We start from the raw sequence: 15,484 nt of genomic DNA, 5'->3' as shown, positions 1-15,484 counted from the left end.
ATGGTTTTAGAAACACGAAATCTCACAAAACAGTTTAATGGAAAAGGCGGCTTTAAAGAAGTCACACTCTCTGTAGAAAAAGGGCAGGTTTTTGGATTTTTAGGTCCAAATGGTGCTGGAAAAAGCACTTTTGTAAAAACCATGGTGGGGTTACTTCACCCTGCCTCTGGTTTTGCTTGGATTCTTGGCAAACCCATAGGTACTCCTAAGTCAAGAGAAAAAATAGGATTTTTGCCCGAAAACTTTAGATATCATGACTGGATGACAGGAAGAGAACTTTTGACTTTTCACGCTGAACTTCACAAAATAAAAAATCCTAATAAAAAAATTGATAGTCTTTTTGAGTTGGTAAAACTAAAAGGCCATGAAAATAAAAAGATAAAAAATTACAGCAAAGGAATGCAGCAAAGAATTGGACTTGCGATAGCTCTTTTAAACGACCCAGAAATAGTATTTTTAGACGAACCTACGTCAGCCCTTGACCCTGTAGGACGAATTGACGTAAGAGAAATCATAAAAGAGTTAAAATCCCAAGGCAAAACTGTTTTTTTAAATAGCCACCTTTTAGGTGAAGTGGAAATGGTATGCGATGAAGTAGCCATAATAAACCATGGCCGAATAATAGCCGAAGGAAAACTGGAAGAGCTATTAAAAGAACACACCCATGTAGAAATGATTGTATCAGACTATACTTCAGAGTTGATTGAAAAAATTTCTCGCTTATCAAAAGAATTTCAATTTGAAGAAGGTAAACTCTCTTTTAAAGTAGAAGACAGAGAAAAAATACCAGTTATAGCTAAAATGGTAATAGAAGCAGGTGCAAAGCTATATCAATTAAATACTCAAACTTCTTCATTGGAAGACTTATTCATAAACTTAATTGGAAAGGATGAGGTGTCGTGATAACTATAATAAAATACACATTTAAAGAGATGCTAAAAAAACGGGCTTTTCTATTAGTCTCCCTTTTGTCCCTCCTCTACCTTTCCATATATGCCTTCGGCTTAAGTAAAATATTTGAGCGTCCCAACGATTCTATATATGACATCATCTTTCAATCTCAAATTTTGTCTGCCGGTCTATTTTTCGCAAATTTCATAGTGGCTTTTCTTGTAGTTTTGACATCAGTAAATGCCATATCAGGAGAAATAGAAAGCGGCACCATATACGCCGTTTTATCGAAACCTATAAAAAGATATGAACTGGTTTTGGGAAAATTTATAGGGTTAGGCACTATGATTGTAATATACAGCTCCATCATGTTTTTGTCTGTAGTAGGTTTAAACATCTTTATGGGGGCTAAAATAACCTTTGAAGCAAGCAATATTTTAAGAGGACTTTTTTTCTTCGACTTAGGACCGATTGTATTTTTAGCCCTTATAATAGCTTCCAGCTCAATTTTTTCGACTGTAAACACAGGCATCATAGCTATTATGGCTTATGGAATTGCCCTCGTCGGAGGTGTTCTTGAACAAATTGGAACAGCAATGCAACAAAGTCAAGTCGGTACCTTTGGCTTAAAAAGCGGAGAAAGCCTTATAAACGCAGGGATAATTACAAGCCTCATCCTTCCTACAGATGTCATATATAGAAAAATGACCGCAGAGCTTTTGACACAAAGTAGTGGGATAAGTTTTATGACACAAGGACTCTTTGGCGGCATGTCTCAACCCAGTATTTACATGTTCATATACATCTTTTTCTACGTGGTATTTCTCCTCTATTACGGTGCAAAGCGCTTTTCACAAAGAGACTTATAAAGGCGGTCACACACCGCCTTTTAACTTTTTAAGCCCTTCTAAACAATACCCAAGGCTAAACCATTCACAATCCCTACATATATCTCTCATCTTTTCTTCTGTCATTTTTTCTCTAATTCGATTTATAATTTTTTTATAGCTTAATATTTCTCCTACTTCTATACCTAGAACCTCTAAAATAGCCCTATCCTTTTCCCTCACACTTCCCGGATAATTCTCTATTTTGCACTCTCCATCTACATTGTTTGGACACATGGCGCAAATATTATCCACATTATCCACAACTTTTATCAACATGTCCTGTTCATTATTTAATTTTCTAATAATTTCATCCATATTTTTAACAAATTTTTCATCATAACCAAGCCCTCTAAAGCCCAACATACACAAAAAGTGATGTCCTCTTATCTCCATTTCAATCTCTCCTCATCCCATGATTATAACAATAATTATACTGCTATTTTGAACTGTAACCTAAGAAAGAAAAGAAATTTACACCCCTCAGGTTATCACAATAATAGTCATAATTTCTTCAATTATCGAAAATAATACATTTAAAGGAGTGATTGTATGACTAAAAAACCAAAAAAACCTCACAAAATGCCAATAGAAAATCATAAGACTGCTTCCTGGGCAAACATACAAAATGTAAAAGAAGAATCAAATGTGCCTATCCCAAGTGAAAATGAAGTAATAAACGCAAAAGAATGGGTAGAAGAAAACAAAAAATAACGATTCCGGGCATACGCCCGGAATTGTTATTCTGCCAGCTTTTTATATCTTTTAAATCGCTCTTTCGCAGTCTCTTCTGCCATTTGATAAAGTTTTTCTGCAATATCAGGAAACACGTTTTTAAGTGAAGAATACCGTATCTCACCTTCAATAAATTCTCTAAAAGATTTTGTTGGCTCTTTAAAATCAAGTACAAAAGGATTCTTCCCTTCTTTTTTAAGTTCTGGATTAAACCTGTAAAGGTGCCAATAACCAGACTCCACAGCTTTTTTCTCCTCCATTATACTTGTCCCCATGCCTGACTTTATGCCATGGTTTATGCAAGGAGCGTATGCTATTATAAGTGACGGTCCTTTGTACTTTTCTGCCTCCACAAAAGCCTTTATCATCTGGTTCATATTTGCTCCCATTGCAATTTGTGCCACATACACGTATCCATAACTCATAGCCATCAAACCTAAATCCTTTTTGCTTGTCCTCTTACCTGCTGCCGCAAATTTTGCAATTGCCCCTAACGGCGTAGATTTTGAGGACTGTCCTCCTGTATTGGAATAAACTTCTGTATCCAGCACCAGGATATTTACATCTTCCCCTGATGCTATGACATGGTCAAGCCCTCCAAAACCAATGTCATATGCCCACCCATCTCCCCCTATTATCCACTGAGATTTTTTTACAAGAAAATCTTTTTTGTCAAGTATCTCTTTTATTATCTCATTATTTGTATAGCTACCTTTGTTTATAATATTCAATATCTTCTGTGAAGCAAGTTTAGATTTATCTCCATCCTCCATCCCATCAATCCACTCTTGGAATGCGGCTTTTAATTCATCGTCAATAGTCATATTTATAGCTTCTTTCATCAAATCTCTAAGCCTTTCCCTTATCTGCTTATTTGCCAAAAACATGCCGTAGCCGAATTCGGCATTGTCTTCAAAAAGTGAGTTAGCCCACGCAGGCCCTTTTCCTTCTTTATTAGTAGTATAAGGAATAGAAGGCGCACTTGCTCCATAAATAGAGGAACAACCTGTAGCATTTGCTATCATCATTCTGTCCCCAAAAAGCTGAGTCAAAAGCTTTATATAAGGTGTCTCACCGCAGCCGGGGCATGCACCGCTAAATTCAAATAAGGGCTTAGCAAATTGACTGCCTTTTAAAGTTGTCTTATCCACTAAATTATCTTTAACATCAAGTGTCACAGCATACTCCCAATTTCTCGCTTCTTTTTCTATTTGTTCTTCAGCAGGCTTCATTATAAGGGCCTTTGTAGGTGCAGGACACACATCTGCACAATTGCCACATCCCGTACAGTCAAGAGGACTTACCTGTATCCTATACCAAAGTCCCTCTAAACCTCTCCCTATAGCCTTTTTTACGTTGAAAGTTGGCGGCGCTTTCTTTACCTCTTTCTCAGTTAACAAAAACGGTCTTATAACCGCATGAGGACAAACAAATGAACACTGGTTACACTGTATGCAATTGTCTATTTGCCATTCAGGTATCAGTACCGCAATCCCTCGCTTTTCGTATGCGGTAGTGCCAGTAGGAAATGTGCCATCTTCCATGCCGACAAAAGCACTTACAGGAAGCAGGTCTCCCTCGTTTCTTTCTATAGGTCTTTGTATGTTTTTAACAAAATCAGGCTCTGGCTTTATAATTTTTTGCCCTTCTTTTGCGTTTTTCCACTCTTCAGGCACTTCTACCTTTACAAGTGCTTCTATGCTTTTATCTACAGCTCTTAAGTTCATCTCCACTATATCCTGCCCTTTTTTGCCATAGGCTTTCTGTATAGAATCTTTTAAATACTTAACCGCTTCTTCAAAAGGTATTATGTTTATTAGTTTAAAAAACACAGTCTGCATTATCATGTTTATTCTGCCACCTAATCCTACCTCTTGCGCAATAGACACTGCATCTATTATATAAAAATTGATGCTGTTTTCAGCAATGTATCTTTTCATTGAGGCAGGCAGTTTGTCATCAAGTTCCTCTTTGCTCCAAGGACAATTTAGCACAAAGGTGCCACCTTTTTTAAGGCCTTTTAGCACATCATAGTTATAAATAAAAGATTTATTGTGACAAGCAATGTAATCAGCGTGATTTACAAGATAGCTGGATTTAATCGGCTTTTTACCAAACCTCAAATGGGAAATAGTAGTTCCACCTGATTTTTTGCTGTCATACTGAAAATATGCCTGCACATACAAATCTGTATTGTCCCCAATTATCTTAATAGCCGATTTATTTGCACCAACTGTACCGTCAGAGCCTAATCCCCAAAACTTACAGCTTACAGTGCCTTCAGGAGTTGTCTCTACAAATTCACCTTCTTCTAATGAGGTATAAGTTACATCGTCTACAATTCCTATTGTAAATCGATCTTTTGGATAGTCTTTCTTTAAATTATCATACACAGCAATAATTTGAGAAGGAGTTGTGTCTTTTGAGCCAAGGCCATACCTTCCTCCTACTATTACAGGCTTCTTATCTTTGTGGTAAAAAGCTTTAACCAAATCAAGATATAGCGGTTCACCTATAGAACCAGGTTCTTTTGTTCTGTCCAACACAGCGATTTTCTTTACTGTACCAGGAAGCACATTAAAAAAATGCTTCTCTGAAAAAGGCCTGTAAAGATGCACTTTAATTAAGCCTACTTTTTCACCTTTTTTCATCAAATAATCAATTGTCTCTTCTATTGTGTCACACACCGACCCCATTGCAACAATTATGTACTCTGCATCCTTTGCTCCATAATAATCAAAGGGATGATATTCCCTTCCAGTCAATTCTTTAAATTTTTTCATGTAATCTTCCACTATTTCGGGAACTTTTTCATAAAATTTATTAGCTACCTCTCTTCCCTGAAAGTATATATCAGGATTTTGAGCAGTACCCCTTACAACAGGGTGTTCTGGATTAAGTGCCCTATCTCTAAACTCTTTTACTGCTTTTAAGTCCAAAAGCTTTGCAATATCCTCATATTCCACCACTTCTATTTTCTGCATTTCGTGAGAGGTTCTAAAACCATCGAAAAAATGCAAAAAAGGTACTCTCGATTTTATCGCGCAAAGATGTGCTATAAAACCCATATCCATAGCTTCTTGGACATTTGAAGAAGAAAGAAGTGCAAAACCTGTTTGTCTTACTGCCATTACATCCTGATGGTCACCAAATATAGAAAGTGCATGGGCAGAAATAGCACGGGCACTTACATGAAAAACCCCCGGCAAAAGCTCTCCTGCTATTTTATACATGTTTGGTATCATTAAAAGAAGTCCTTGTGATGCGGTATATGTGGTTGTCAAAGCGCCTGCAGTTAAAGAACCATGGACAGCACCTGCAGCACCTGCTTCTGACTGCATTTCAACAACCTTCACGGGTTGTCCAAATATGTTCTTTTTGCCGTGGGCAGCCCATTCATCGACATTTTCTGCCATTGGAGAAGAAGGCGTAATAGGGTAAATTGCTGCAACCTCAGTAAAAGCATAAGAGGCATAGGCAGCAGCTGTATTTCCGTCCATTGTTTTCATTGACTTTTTCATAAGTTTCCTCCTCACCAATTTTAAATTTGTATTCATATATTCAGATATATTATTTGACAAAAAAGGATTATCATACATTTTAAAGCCTTTTTCACCTTTATTTAGTGAAACTTTTCTGGAAAAAATGTAGTTCTTCAAATTTTTTTGTAATGTAAGAAGGAATTCTTCTAAAAATATAGAATATATTATGTATTAAGTTGAGTGTACAAGAAAAGGAGTTGTCCATGGTGGAAGGATATATGACCGCTGTTGTTAAACAACATACCACAGAGGGTGCAGATATAATAAAAAAAGAAATACCAATAATAGGACCGGATGAAGTCTTAATAAAAGTCAAAGCTACATCTATTTGCGGCACAGACGTTCACATTTACGTTTGGAATGAATGGGCAAAAAGCCGCATAAAACCTCCAAAGACAATGGGACATGAATTTGTAGGAGAAGTTGTAGAAATAGGTAAAAATGTAACATCTGTAAAGGTTGGAGATTTAGTAAGTGCGGAAACTCACATAGTATGTGGAAAATGCAAAGCTTGCAGAACAGGTAATGCCCACATCTGCGAAAACACCCTCATACTCGGTGTTGATACAGACGGTGCTTTTGCAGAATACATTAAAGTCCCGGAAAGCAATGTATGGCTAAACGATAAAGACATACCTTTAGAACTTCTCTCCATACAAGAACCCCTTGGAAACGCCGTTCACACAGTATTTTCTGGAGAGGTAGTAGGAAAAACTGTCGCTGTAGTAGGTTGCGGTCCTATAGGTATGATGGCGATACCACTTCTTAAAACAACAGGAGCTTCAGCTGTATTTGCAATAGAACCTGTCGAATACAGAAGGGAACTTGCTCATAAATTAGGTGCAACACGAGTTATAAACCCTCTTAAAGAAGACGTTGTCAGTATAATAAAAAGCGAAACAGAAGGCTACGGCGCGGATGTAGTATTGGACTTCTCTGGAAGCTCGATTGCAATAAGGCAAGGTCTTAAATATATCGCAAAAGGCGGAAGAATGTCTATTTTAGGTCTTCCTGACAATGAAGTCCCTATAGACATAACCAATGATGTCATTTTTAAAGGCATAACTATACACGGCATCACAGGAAGGCGAATGTACGATACTTGGTACCAAGTAAAAGGTTTATTGCGCTCAGGATTAAAAGATGCATTAAAGCCAATAATCACCCATACCTTCCCTCTCACTGAATACCAAAAAGGGATGGAACTAATGATAAAAGGCCAATGTGGCAAAGTTGTATTATATCCATAAACAAAAGGAGGTTTTTAATATGTCAAGCATTCATGACCTTGACTTTATAAAAGAAAAGCTGGAAGAACTCAAAAAAGCAGGTGTGTATAGAAAATTAACTGTCCTTGAAAGTCCCTCTGGCCCCCGTTCTATAATCGATGGAAAGAAAGTTATAAACCTTTCTTCAAACAACTACCTCGGCCTTGCAAATCATCCGCGGTTAAAAAAAGCCGCAATAGAAGCTATTGAAAAATGGGGAGTTGGTGCTGGCGCCGTAAGAACGATAATAGGAAACATGACAATTCACGAAGAACTTGAAAGAAAATTAGCTGAATTTAAAAGAGAAGAAGCAGTTCTCACTTTCCAATCAGGTTTTACAGCAAACATGGGCGTCATTCAAGCAGTTGTTGACAAAGGAGACGTCATAATAAGTGACGAATTAAACCACGCCAGTATCATCGATGGCTGCAGATTAAGCCGAGCAGATGTGGTAATATACAAACACAGTGACATGGAGGACCTAGAAAGAGTATTAAAAGAAGTAAAAGATAAATACAGAGTCAAAATGATAATAACTGACGGAGTATTCAGCATGGATGGCGATATAGCGAAACTCCCCGAAATAGTGAAATTGGCAGAAAAATACAGTGCAATAACTTATGTAGATGACGCACATGCCAGTGGCGTTTTAGGTGAAAGCGGAAGAGGCTCTGCTGACCATTTCAACTTACACGGAAGAATTGATATACAAATAGGCACACTTTCCAAAGCAATCGGAGTTGTTGGAGGATATGTAGCTGGCAAAAGAGAGCTTATAGAATGGCTAAATCATAGAGGCAGACCCTTCCTCTTCAGTACAGCTCTACCTCCTGCGGCAGTTGCAGCATCAATAGAAGCTATAAATATTTTAAGTGAAAGTGATGCTCTCACTCGCAAGCTGTGGGATAACGCAAAATATTTCAAAGAAAAGTTAAAATCTTTAGGTTTTGATACCGGCAAGAGTGAAACACCTATCACCCCTGTAATAATAGGCGAAGAAACTAAAGCTCTCGAATTTAGCAGAAAACTCTTTGAAGAAGGAGTTTTCGCGCAAGGAATAGTATATCCAACTGTACCTAAAAACAAAGCCAGAGTAAGAACAATTGTAACAGCTGCCCATACAAAAGAAGACTTAGACGCTGCCTTAAAAGCTTTTGAAAAAGTCGGAAAACAATTGAATATAATTTAAAAAATTTGGTTCTCTAACAAATGTTGGGGTGGATAAAAATCATCCATAAAAAATAGCGCACTTATTCTGAATGCCTGTTATAATAAAATTGGTTAAATAACAAAATTTATCAAAAAGAAGCATCAGAATAAGTGCATACCAATTATATCACAAAATTTCTGAAAGCTGACACAACGATTACATATTTCAGTTTAAAACTAAAGGGCGGCATTCAGAAAAATACCCACCCCAACTCTTGACAAAGAACCACAAAAAAAGAGCCCATACAACTTAGTACAGGCTCTTTTCTCTTTCAATTTATCTATAATCTCCTAAAAGTTTTATATAGTCCTCTAAAGTTCCATTTTCTAAACACGTTTCAATAATCTTTCTGCCGAGGGGATCAAGTTCAGGTACTAAAAATTGTTTTAATTCTCTTTTGAAAAATTCATTTAACATCTCTGCACCCTTGTCATATCCTTCATCTCCCACTTCTGGCTGCTTGTTGACTTGCAGTAATTCACGAGGAATAAAGCTTCCGTTTATTTTTAATGTATTTAAAGCATAACCTAAGAGACTACTTCTCGCTGGTGTAATTTGGTCTGGCCTGAATCTCACGCTTCCTCTTCTTGCAAGATATTCACGAGCTATCCATTCAGGCATAAATCCAACTTTCCATACACCTATGTGTTGATTTGGAACAAGAATGTATCGAGTACCAGGCGTATTTATAATCTGTTGGAGCAAGAGATTTGCATGGGTTACTCTTTTCCCCGTTGCAAAAGGCCAATATGAGCCTACTCCTTCACTTTGAAGCCCTTCAGTTTCTACAATGCTGGGATTTGCATGACCTCTCGGCGCCACTAGTCTCCACAACCAAGCAAGAGCAGGTGGTAACAAATGTAACATACCTATTATCCCATATGATGGTTTTTCCTTTGAGGAGGGCGGAGTCCTCACACCAAAACTTCTTACATCCACTTCTACAGGTTCATCAACTACATTTGGCATAAATCTTTTTGGCATAACTACACGAGGATTAGGACAAGGTTTGCCAGGTGCATCCATAATATGTTCCCATATAAGACAAGTGGATTTAGGCACTCCGTCTATGTTTAAAAAGATTAAAGGCTCTTTAGGATAGATACATAACTTTTCAAAATGAGGGTCTGTTCCATATTCATTCATATGATCTACACGTATAAACCAACCTTTTTCTGCATCTTTTATAACCAACTTTTTGCCTTGCTGCAATTTAGGATGACATAAGGCCATATCGTCAGTTACAGGCTGCAACTCACAAGCCTCTTTCAACTCTACATATATTTCATCCCCTGTTACTAAATTGCGTCCTACCTTTATAGAACCATCAGGTTCTCTATGAATCTGTTCCAACATTTCACTCTTTCCGCCACCGCTGGCACCCTCATGCATAATAGTCAATATATTGTCATAAGGAGTAATTATTCTTACTGCAGAAGCATGAGCAGTAATCCACCCTTCTTTTTCTCCCATTGTTAAGAGTACTCCATATATTCCTTTTTTTGCACTTGGGCCAGGATACAAGTTATACGAAAAAAGTTCATAAAGATTCTCTAAGCGGTTGTGTACAACTACTTGCTTTCCATTAAAGTGGGTATGCCTAAATGGAGGAGCTGAATATACTATTGCTTTCGGAGTAAAACCTTCCGGTATTTCCTTTTTAGGTATAAATCCTTGAATATCTGCAAGAGCTGTAGCAAAGAAACCAGCATTTTCGGGTGCCAATAAAAGCGAAGGATAGCCGTATTCTTCACCACCGGCCATAAAAGGCATAACAATTAAATTCTGATCTTTTAACCATTCAAAAGTCTTCTGTCTTAACTCCTCAAAATCGTATTTATATCTTTCCATAAATCTTGGCTTATCTGTCTCCCCATTATCGGCAACGACGAGACAGTCTGGCTCTCTCCTTCTCATATAAGGCTCAGGATAATTAACTGCTAATCCGTTTTTACATCTTGCCACGGTGGCTTCTAATACTTTTCCTTTCCCTGGAACATCATAAAAAACTTCAAAAAAGTCATTATTCCCCCCAACAGAAATTTCAAGAAGATGTTGTCTACTTTCTGGAATTGTTATTTTAGGACACTTTTTTAATATTTCCTCTACTTCTTCTGGTAGGCTCATTTTACTTATAATTTCCATTGTTTCCTTATTAGTAATGAGAGAAAAGTCCATCTTATACCACCTCACAATAATAAGTATAAGAATATTATACAAAAAATTTTTCAAGTTTGCAATTTGAATAATAAAATTTGCAAAATAATTTTTAGTATGTATCTACATTCCGAACTTTTTGTCATAATATCGTTCTTTTGCGCACATATCTTCTGTAATCTTTTACATTGATGAAATTTTTGAATCGCATTCTTGCAATTTTGATTAGTAATAGGTGATAAAAACAAAAGCACTCCTAATGGAGCGCTTTTACTTATTCACTTCAGCTTGCTTTTCTAGACCTTTCAATTTCAATATATAATTCATTTCAAAAACTGCCGCTTCTATTAATTTATCTATCTCTTCATCTGTCAACTTATTGCCAATCACTTTCTTTAATAAATTAAAAACTTCTGTTTTCTTATCTGGTCCTTTGCCAGGCCCTATTTGTTGTTCTACTGCTTGCACAAAAGTTTTTGCAATTTCGTAATATCTTTTCATTTTTTCCATACCAATTTTGGTATTTAAATAATCAATCAAATATCCAAGCACGACCATTATACCAAGTTGAACACCAGCAGTCAAAATTGTCATAATCAAATCTCTCATTTTGTTCCCCCCAATATTTTTATTATAACAGAAGCAAATTCTCCCCATGTGACAAAACTTTTAGGATCATAATGCTCATTTATAATCCCTTTCCTGCGCAATTTTTTAATATCATCAGTTTGTTGATAATTTATACTTTCTAAAAATTTAATTATCCCATTTGAAATCGCCTGTGCAAAAATATCTGGTCTGTGTAAAAGCAAATCTAAATTTTGCGGATTTGACATAAAAGCTGTTTCAACCAATATTGCTGGCATTACGGTGTGTTTTAAAACATAAAAAGTTGCATACTTTACCCCCCTATTCGCCGTTTTTAACATTTCTACTATCTCATTTTGGACATATTGAGCTAAATTTTGGCCTACAATGCTTCCCGGATATGCATAAGTTTCCGTACCATTTGCAGTAGGGTCCTTAAAACTATTGCAATGAATTGAAATAAAGTAGTCTACTTTGTTCTTATTAGCAATATCACACCTTTGTTGCAAATCTACAGTTTCATCTTTATCTCTTGTCATAATCACGCTTATATTTTTGTCCAATAAAATCTCCCTTAATTTTAAAGCGATATCTAGATTTAAGTCTTTTTCCTTATAGTTTTCAACCACTGCTCCCGGATCTTTCCCTCCGTGACCTGGATCAATAGCTATGAGCACTTCACTCACCACCATTAAAATAAATTTTGTAAATTCTTCTATCATAATCATATAATATGCAAAGAAAATTAACAAGTTTATATAAAAAATAAAAAATGTAAATGCGCCTTTTGTAGGTAAATTCCTCAAAAGTGCTAAGAGCTTGCTTTGCTTCAAATCCTACTACTTTCCAGGTATCACGATCGCGTTCATCTATCAGGCGTATGTCTTATCAAAGAATTTGGTATTTTTATTATTGAAGATATTTTTAAACAAATAAAAGATTGGCGGAATAAGGGTATCGAGCTTAAGGTTAACATCAATGTTTCTCCCCTTCAGCTTAGGGACGATGAGTTTTTCTTTAAATTTGATGAGCTTATTAGTAAATACAATATACCATCAAATCTCATCGGCATAGAATTTACTGAAACTCAAATATTAGATATTAAAGAGCAAAGGGTAAATAAAATAGACGAATTTTTAAGAAGGGGAATAAAGATTTCGCTAGATGATTTTGGAGTTGGATATTCTTCCTTAATAAACATGATAGAGTTTCCTATAAGCACTATTAAGATGGACAAAAGCCTTATTGACAGGATTGACGAAAACAAAGTAAAAACATTAATTAAGGGAATTTTGTATATCTCAAAGGAAATGAACTATGAAGTCGTAGCGGAAGGGGTAGAAACAGAGGAACAGCTTAGTATGCTAAAGGAATGGGGTTGTGACAAAATACAAGGTTATTATATATCGAGACCTAAAACTTCAAAGGAGATAGAATTAATGTTCAATTATGCTTATTAGTGCAGTCCTTTATCTATTAAAGGACTTTAATTTATCTATTGAAAAAGGAGAGATTGTAGCACTTTTAGGTCCCAGTGGAAGCGGTAAATGTACAATTTTAAGACTAATTGCTACTATGCATTATTTCCACACATGACAGTTGAAAAAATATCTTATTTGGAATAGAAAAAATGGAAAAAACAGAACAGGAAAAAATACTTGATGAAAAAGATATCCCATGAATTAAGTGGTGGACAACAGCAAAGAGTTGATCAAAATCTACAGTAAAAAGAGAAAAGAAGCAACTTTTGTAGTGTGGCTTCCTGCATTAAAAGAATGAGTTTGGACAATTCCAAACTCATTTTAAATATTTATCCCTCCCTAAACCTTCTTAATCTCAGAGCATTTAAAACAACTGATACTGAGCTAAACGCCATCGCCCCTCCCGCTATAGCTGGAGTTAAAAATCCCATTGCAGCAAATGGTATACCGATTGTGTTGTATATAAAAGCCCAGAATAAATTTTGATATATATTTCTCATGGTAGCTTTGCTTAATTTTATGGCGGTCACAATACCCATAAGATTTCCACTTATCAACGTTATATCTGAGGTTTCTATCGCCACATCTGTACCTGTACCTATCGCTATGCCAACATCCGCAGTAGCTAAAGCAGGAGCATCATTAATACCATCTCCCACCATTGCAACTACCTTTCCCATTTTTTGAAGCTTGGCAACCTCTTCAGCTTTATCTTCTGGCAATACTTCTGCCAACACATTTTTTATACCAACTTGTTTTGCTATTGCCTCAGCAGTCCTTTTATTATCTCCCGTAATCATGTACACTTCAATACCCATAGCCTGTAACTCTTTAATAGCTTTTGCCGAGTCACTCTTTACTGTATCTGCAACTGCTATAATGCCATAAACACAATCTTTGGAAGCCAAAATCATTGATGTTTTACCTTGTATTTCTAAATTTACAAGTTTGTCTTCAATTGGCGTTATATCAATATTTTGTCTATCCATAAGCCTTCTATTGCCAATATAAAATTCTTTTTCATTTATCGTAATGCATATACCGTAGCCTGGTATAGCCTCAAATTTCTCAGGAACTTCCAATATTTTGAATTTTTCTTTTGCTTTATTGACAATTGCTTGTCCCAATGGATGCTCAGAATTTTTTTCCGCAATTCCCGCTATTTTTAGTATCTCCTCTTCGGTGAAATTTCCAAAAGCTTCTATGTCTGTAACTTCCGGTTCTCCTTTTGTTATCGTCCCAGTCTTATCAAGCACTATTGTCGTTATTTTTCCTGCCCTCTGCAGATGTTCTCCTCCCTTTATGAGTATACCATTTTCTGCTCCTTTTCCTGTCCCTACCATCACAGAAGTGGGAACTGCAAGTCCAAGCGCACACGGGCACGCAATTACAAGCACAGATACTGCATTTATTATGCCCGCATTAAAATCTCCATACCCAAAATACCAGATTAAAAATGTGGTAGCAGCTATACCCATAACTGTGGGTACAAAAATACCAGAGATTTTATCAGCAATTTGTTGAATTGGTGCTTTGGAACCTTGGGCGTCTTCCACCATTTTAATAATTTGCGATAGTACCGTATCTTTACCCACTTTTGTCGCTTCAAATTTAAACGTTCCTGTTTTATTTATCGTAGCACCAATTACTTCATCACCAACTCCTTTTTCTACAGGAATAGATTCTCCAGTTATCATAGATTCATCTATTGTGGAACTACCTTCAACTATTTTACCGTCCACTGGTATTTTTTCGCCCGGTCTTACAACAACGATGTCCCCGACTTTGACTTCTTCAATAGGTATATCTAATTCTTGTCCATCCCTTATCACTCTTGCGGTCTTTGCTTGTAGTCCCATGAGGTTTTTTATTGCTTCAGATGTTTTCCCTTTGGCTGTAGCTTCAAGCAGCTTACCCAATGTTACAAGCGTTATAATAACTGCTGATGCCTCAAAATACAAGTAATTGTGTATCTCATGAGAGGGTTTTGTAAATACATTGTACAAACTATAAAAATATGCTGCAGATGTTCCCATAGCTACCAAAGTATCCATATTTGCCGTCATATTTTTTAAATTGTTCCACGCCCCTTTATAATATCTAAGACCCACAATAAACTGAACAGGTGAAGATAAAAACACCTGCAACCACGGATTCTCAAGTATCCCTCCTGGAACTTTAAACATTACCAAAAACATTGATAATACCAGTGGGACAGTTAAAATCGCTGAATATATTACCAATTTTCTTAATGTATTTATTTCCCTCTCCTTTATCTCTTTTTCAGTGTCAATACCTACTCCAGTCTTCTCTTTTGCATCATATCCTATATCTTTTATCGCTTTAATCATTTTTTCTGTATCAATTTCATTTGAATCATATTCAACAGTTGCCGTTTCCGTCGCAAAGTTGACTGATGCGTTGCTTACACCAGGAAGGTTTTTTAAGGTTTTTTCGATTTTAGCAGCGCAGGATGCGCAGGACATACCCATAAGTGCAAGCTCTACTTTATCTTTTATTACACCATATCCTATATCTTCTATTTTTTTCTCCATATCGCATATATTAATTTTATCTGGATCATATATAACTGTTGCTTTTTCAATCGCAAGATTTACATTTGCATCTAAAACTCCATCTAAGCTTTTAAGCCCTTTTTCTATTTTTGTTGCGCAAGCTGCACAAGACATCCCTGTTATTTTTAAATTAGCTTTTTCGGCCATAT

12 protein-coding genes and 1 pseudogene are annotated in these 15,484 nt (G+C 36.3%); 7 read left to right on the top strand and 6 right to left on the bottom strand.

Annotation, left to right across the window (positions count from 1 at the left end; genetic code table 11):
• Positions 1 to 903, top strand: a complete 903-nt coding sequence (locus tag TETH514_RS03990) for an ABC transporter ATP-binding protein (protein ID WP_009052994.1) — start codon at positions 1 to 3, stop codon at positions 901 to 903.
• Positions 900 to 1,760 carry an ABC transporter permease gene (locus TETH514_RS03985; RefSeq protein ID WP_009052995.1) on the top strand — a complete coding sequence of 287 codons (861 nt, stop codon included), beginning with the start codon at positions 900 to 902 and terminating at the stop codon, positions 1,758 to 1,760. Before TETH514_RS03990 ends, TETH514_RS03985 begins: the two co-directional genes overlap by 4 nt.
• Before the next feature lie 6 nt (positions 1,761 to 1,766).
• Here TETH514_RS03985 and TETH514_RS03980 read toward each other — a convergent pair whose 3' ends face one another.
• Positions 1,767 to 2,174, bottom strand: coding sequence for a DUF1284 domain-containing protein (locus tag TETH514_RS03980; RefSeq protein WP_003867788.1), 408 nt, complete (start codon positions 2,172 to 2,174; stop codon positions 1,767 to 1,769).
• Between the two features lie 156 nt (positions 2,175 to 2,330).
• Here TETH514_RS03980 and TETH514_RS12235 point away from each other — a divergent pair, with 156 nt between their 5' ends.
• On the top strand, positions 2,331 to 2,492 hold the full coding sequence (locus tag TETH514_RS12235) for a DUF3787 domain-containing protein (RefSeq protein WP_009052996.1): 162 nt from the start codon (positions 2,331 to 2,333) through the stop codon (positions 2,490 to 2,492).
• 26 nt (positions 2,493 to 2,518) lie between these two features.
• On the opposite strand, the gene nifJ is transcribed toward TETH514_RS12235, so the two are convergent.
• Positions 2,519 to 6,034, bottom strand: coding sequence for a pyruvate:ferredoxin (flavodoxin) oxidoreductase (gene nifJ / locus TETH514_RS03975; RefSeq protein ID WP_009052997.1), 3,516 nt, complete (start codon positions 6,032 to 6,034; stop codon positions 2,519 to 2,521).
• A gap of 224 nt (positions 6,035 to 6,258) precedes the next feature.
• Between nifJ and tdh the strand changes: the two genes are divergently transcribed.
• Together tdh and TETH514_RS03965 are read left to right on the top strand one after the other, a co-directional pair.
• Positions 6,259 to 7,305: an L-threonine 3-dehydrogenase gene (gene tdh, locus TETH514_RS03970; RefSeq protein WP_003867785.1), complete on the top strand. Its 1,047-nt coding sequence runs from the start codon at positions 6,259 to 6,261 to the stop codon at positions 7,303 to 7,305.
• Between the two features lie 19 nt (positions 7,306 to 7,324).
• Positions 7,325 to 8,512, top strand: a complete 1,188-nt coding sequence (locus TETH514_RS03965; protein ID WP_009052998.1) for a glycine C-acetyltransferase — start codon at positions 7,325 to 7,327, stop codon at positions 8,510 to 8,512.
• Positions 8,513 to 8,809: 297 nt separating this feature from the next.
• Here the strand turns inward: TETH514_RS03965 and TETH514_RS03960 are convergent, their stop codons facing one another.
• The 3 genes from TETH514_RS03960 to TETH514_RS03950 all read right to left on the bottom strand — a co-directional run bounded on the left by TETH514_RS03960 (position 8,810) and on the right by TETH514_RS03950 (position 12,006).
• Entirely contained in the window at positions 8,810 to 10,678 is a 1,869-nt protein-coding gene (locus tag TETH514_RS03960; protein WP_038016943.1) for a DUF4914 family protein, read from the bottom strand.
• A gap of 282 nt (positions 10,679 to 10,960) precedes the next feature.
• A complete protein-coding gene (locus tag TETH514_RS03955) occupies positions 10,961 to 11,299 on the bottom strand; it encodes a phage holin (protein WP_003867781.1) in 339 nt (112 codons plus the stop codon).
• Positions 11,296 to 12,006, bottom strand: a complete 711-nt coding sequence (locus TETH514_RS03950; protein ID WP_003867780.1) for an N-acetylmuramoyl-L-alanine amidase — start codon at positions 12,004 to 12,006, stop codon at positions 11,296 to 11,298. Before TETH514_RS03950 ends, TETH514_RS03955 begins: the two co-directional genes overlap by 4 nt.
• Positions 12,007 to 12,102: 96 nt before the next feature.
• On the opposite strand from TETH514_RS03950, the gene TETH514_RS03945 reads away from it, so the two are divergent.
• Both TETH514_RS03945 and TETH514_RS12230 read left to right on the top strand, forming a co-directional pair.
• On the top strand, positions 12,103 to 12,738 hold the full coding sequence (locus TETH514_RS03945) for an EAL domain-containing protein (protein WP_009053000.1): 636 nt from the start codon (positions 12,103 to 12,105) through the stop codon (positions 12,736 to 12,738).
• Positions 12,728 to 12,850, top strand: a pseudogene (locus tag TETH514_RS12230) (ATP-binding cassette domain-containing protein); the annotation flags it as partial. The gene TETH514_RS03945 and the pseudogene TETH514_RS12230, both read left to right, overlap by 11 nt.
• 238 nt (positions 12,851 to 13,088) lie before the next feature.
• Here the strand turns inward: TETH514_RS12230 and TETH514_RS03940 are convergent.
• Positions 13,089 to 15,482 carry a heavy metal translocating P-type ATPase gene (locus TETH514_RS03940; RefSeq protein WP_009053001.1) on the bottom strand — a complete coding sequence of 798 codons (2,394 nt, stop codon included), beginning with the start codon at positions 15,480 to 15,482 and terminating at the stop codon, positions 13,089 to 13,091.
• Positions 15,483 to 15,484 lie beyond the last annotated feature (2 nt).

Origin of the sequence: Thermoanaerobacter sp. X514, assembly GCF_000019065.1 — a bacterium.
Classification (GTDB): Bacteria; Bacillota; Thermoanaerobacteria; order Thermoanaerobacterales; family Thermoanaerobacteraceae; genus Thermoanaerobacter; species Thermoanaerobacter pseudethanolicus.
This window is presented reverse-complemented; position numbering and strand designations above follow the sequence as displayed.

Excerpts from the sequence above, each read along its gene's own strand:
- TETH514_RS03990 (WP_009052994.1), top strand. The coding sequence starts at position 1 with ATGGTTTTAGAAACACGAAATCTCACAAAACAGTTTAATGGAAAAGGC.
- TETH514_RS03980 (WP_003867788.1), bottom strand. The coding sequence starts at position 2,174 with ATGGAGATAAGAGGACATCACTTTTTGTGTATGTTGGGCTTTAGAGGG.
- TETH514_RS12235 (WP_009052996.1), top strand. The coding sequence starts at position 2,331 with ATGACTAAAAAACCAAAAAAACCTCACAAAATGCCAATAGAAAATCAT.
- nifJ (WP_009052997.1), bottom strand. The coding sequence starts at position 6,034 with ATGAAAAAGTCAATGAAAACAATGGACGGAAATACAGCTGCTGCCTAT.
- tdh (WP_003867785.1), top strand. The coding sequence starts at position 6,259 with ATGGTGGAAGGATATATGACCGCTGTTGTTAAACAACATACCACAGAG.
- TETH514_RS03965 (WP_009052998.1), top strand. The coding sequence starts at position 7,325 with ATGTCAAGCATTCATGACCTTGACTTTATAAAAGAAAAGCTGGAAGAA.
- TETH514_RS03960 (WP_038016943.1), bottom strand. The coding sequence starts at position 10,678 with ATGGAAATTATAAGTAAAATGAGCCTACCAGAAGAAGTAGAGGAAATA.
- TETH514_RS03955 (WP_003867781.1), bottom strand. The coding sequence starts at position 11,299 with ATGAGAGATTTGATTATGACAATTTTGACTGCTGGTGTTCAACTTGGT.
- TETH514_RS03950 (WP_003867780.1), bottom strand. The coding sequence starts at position 12,006 with ATGATTATGATAGAAGAATTTACAAAATTTATTTTAATGGTGGTGAGT.
- TETH514_RS03940 (WP_009053001.1), bottom strand. The coding sequence starts at position 15,482 with ATGGCCGAAAAAGCTAATTTAAAAATAACAGGGATGTCTTGTGCAGCT.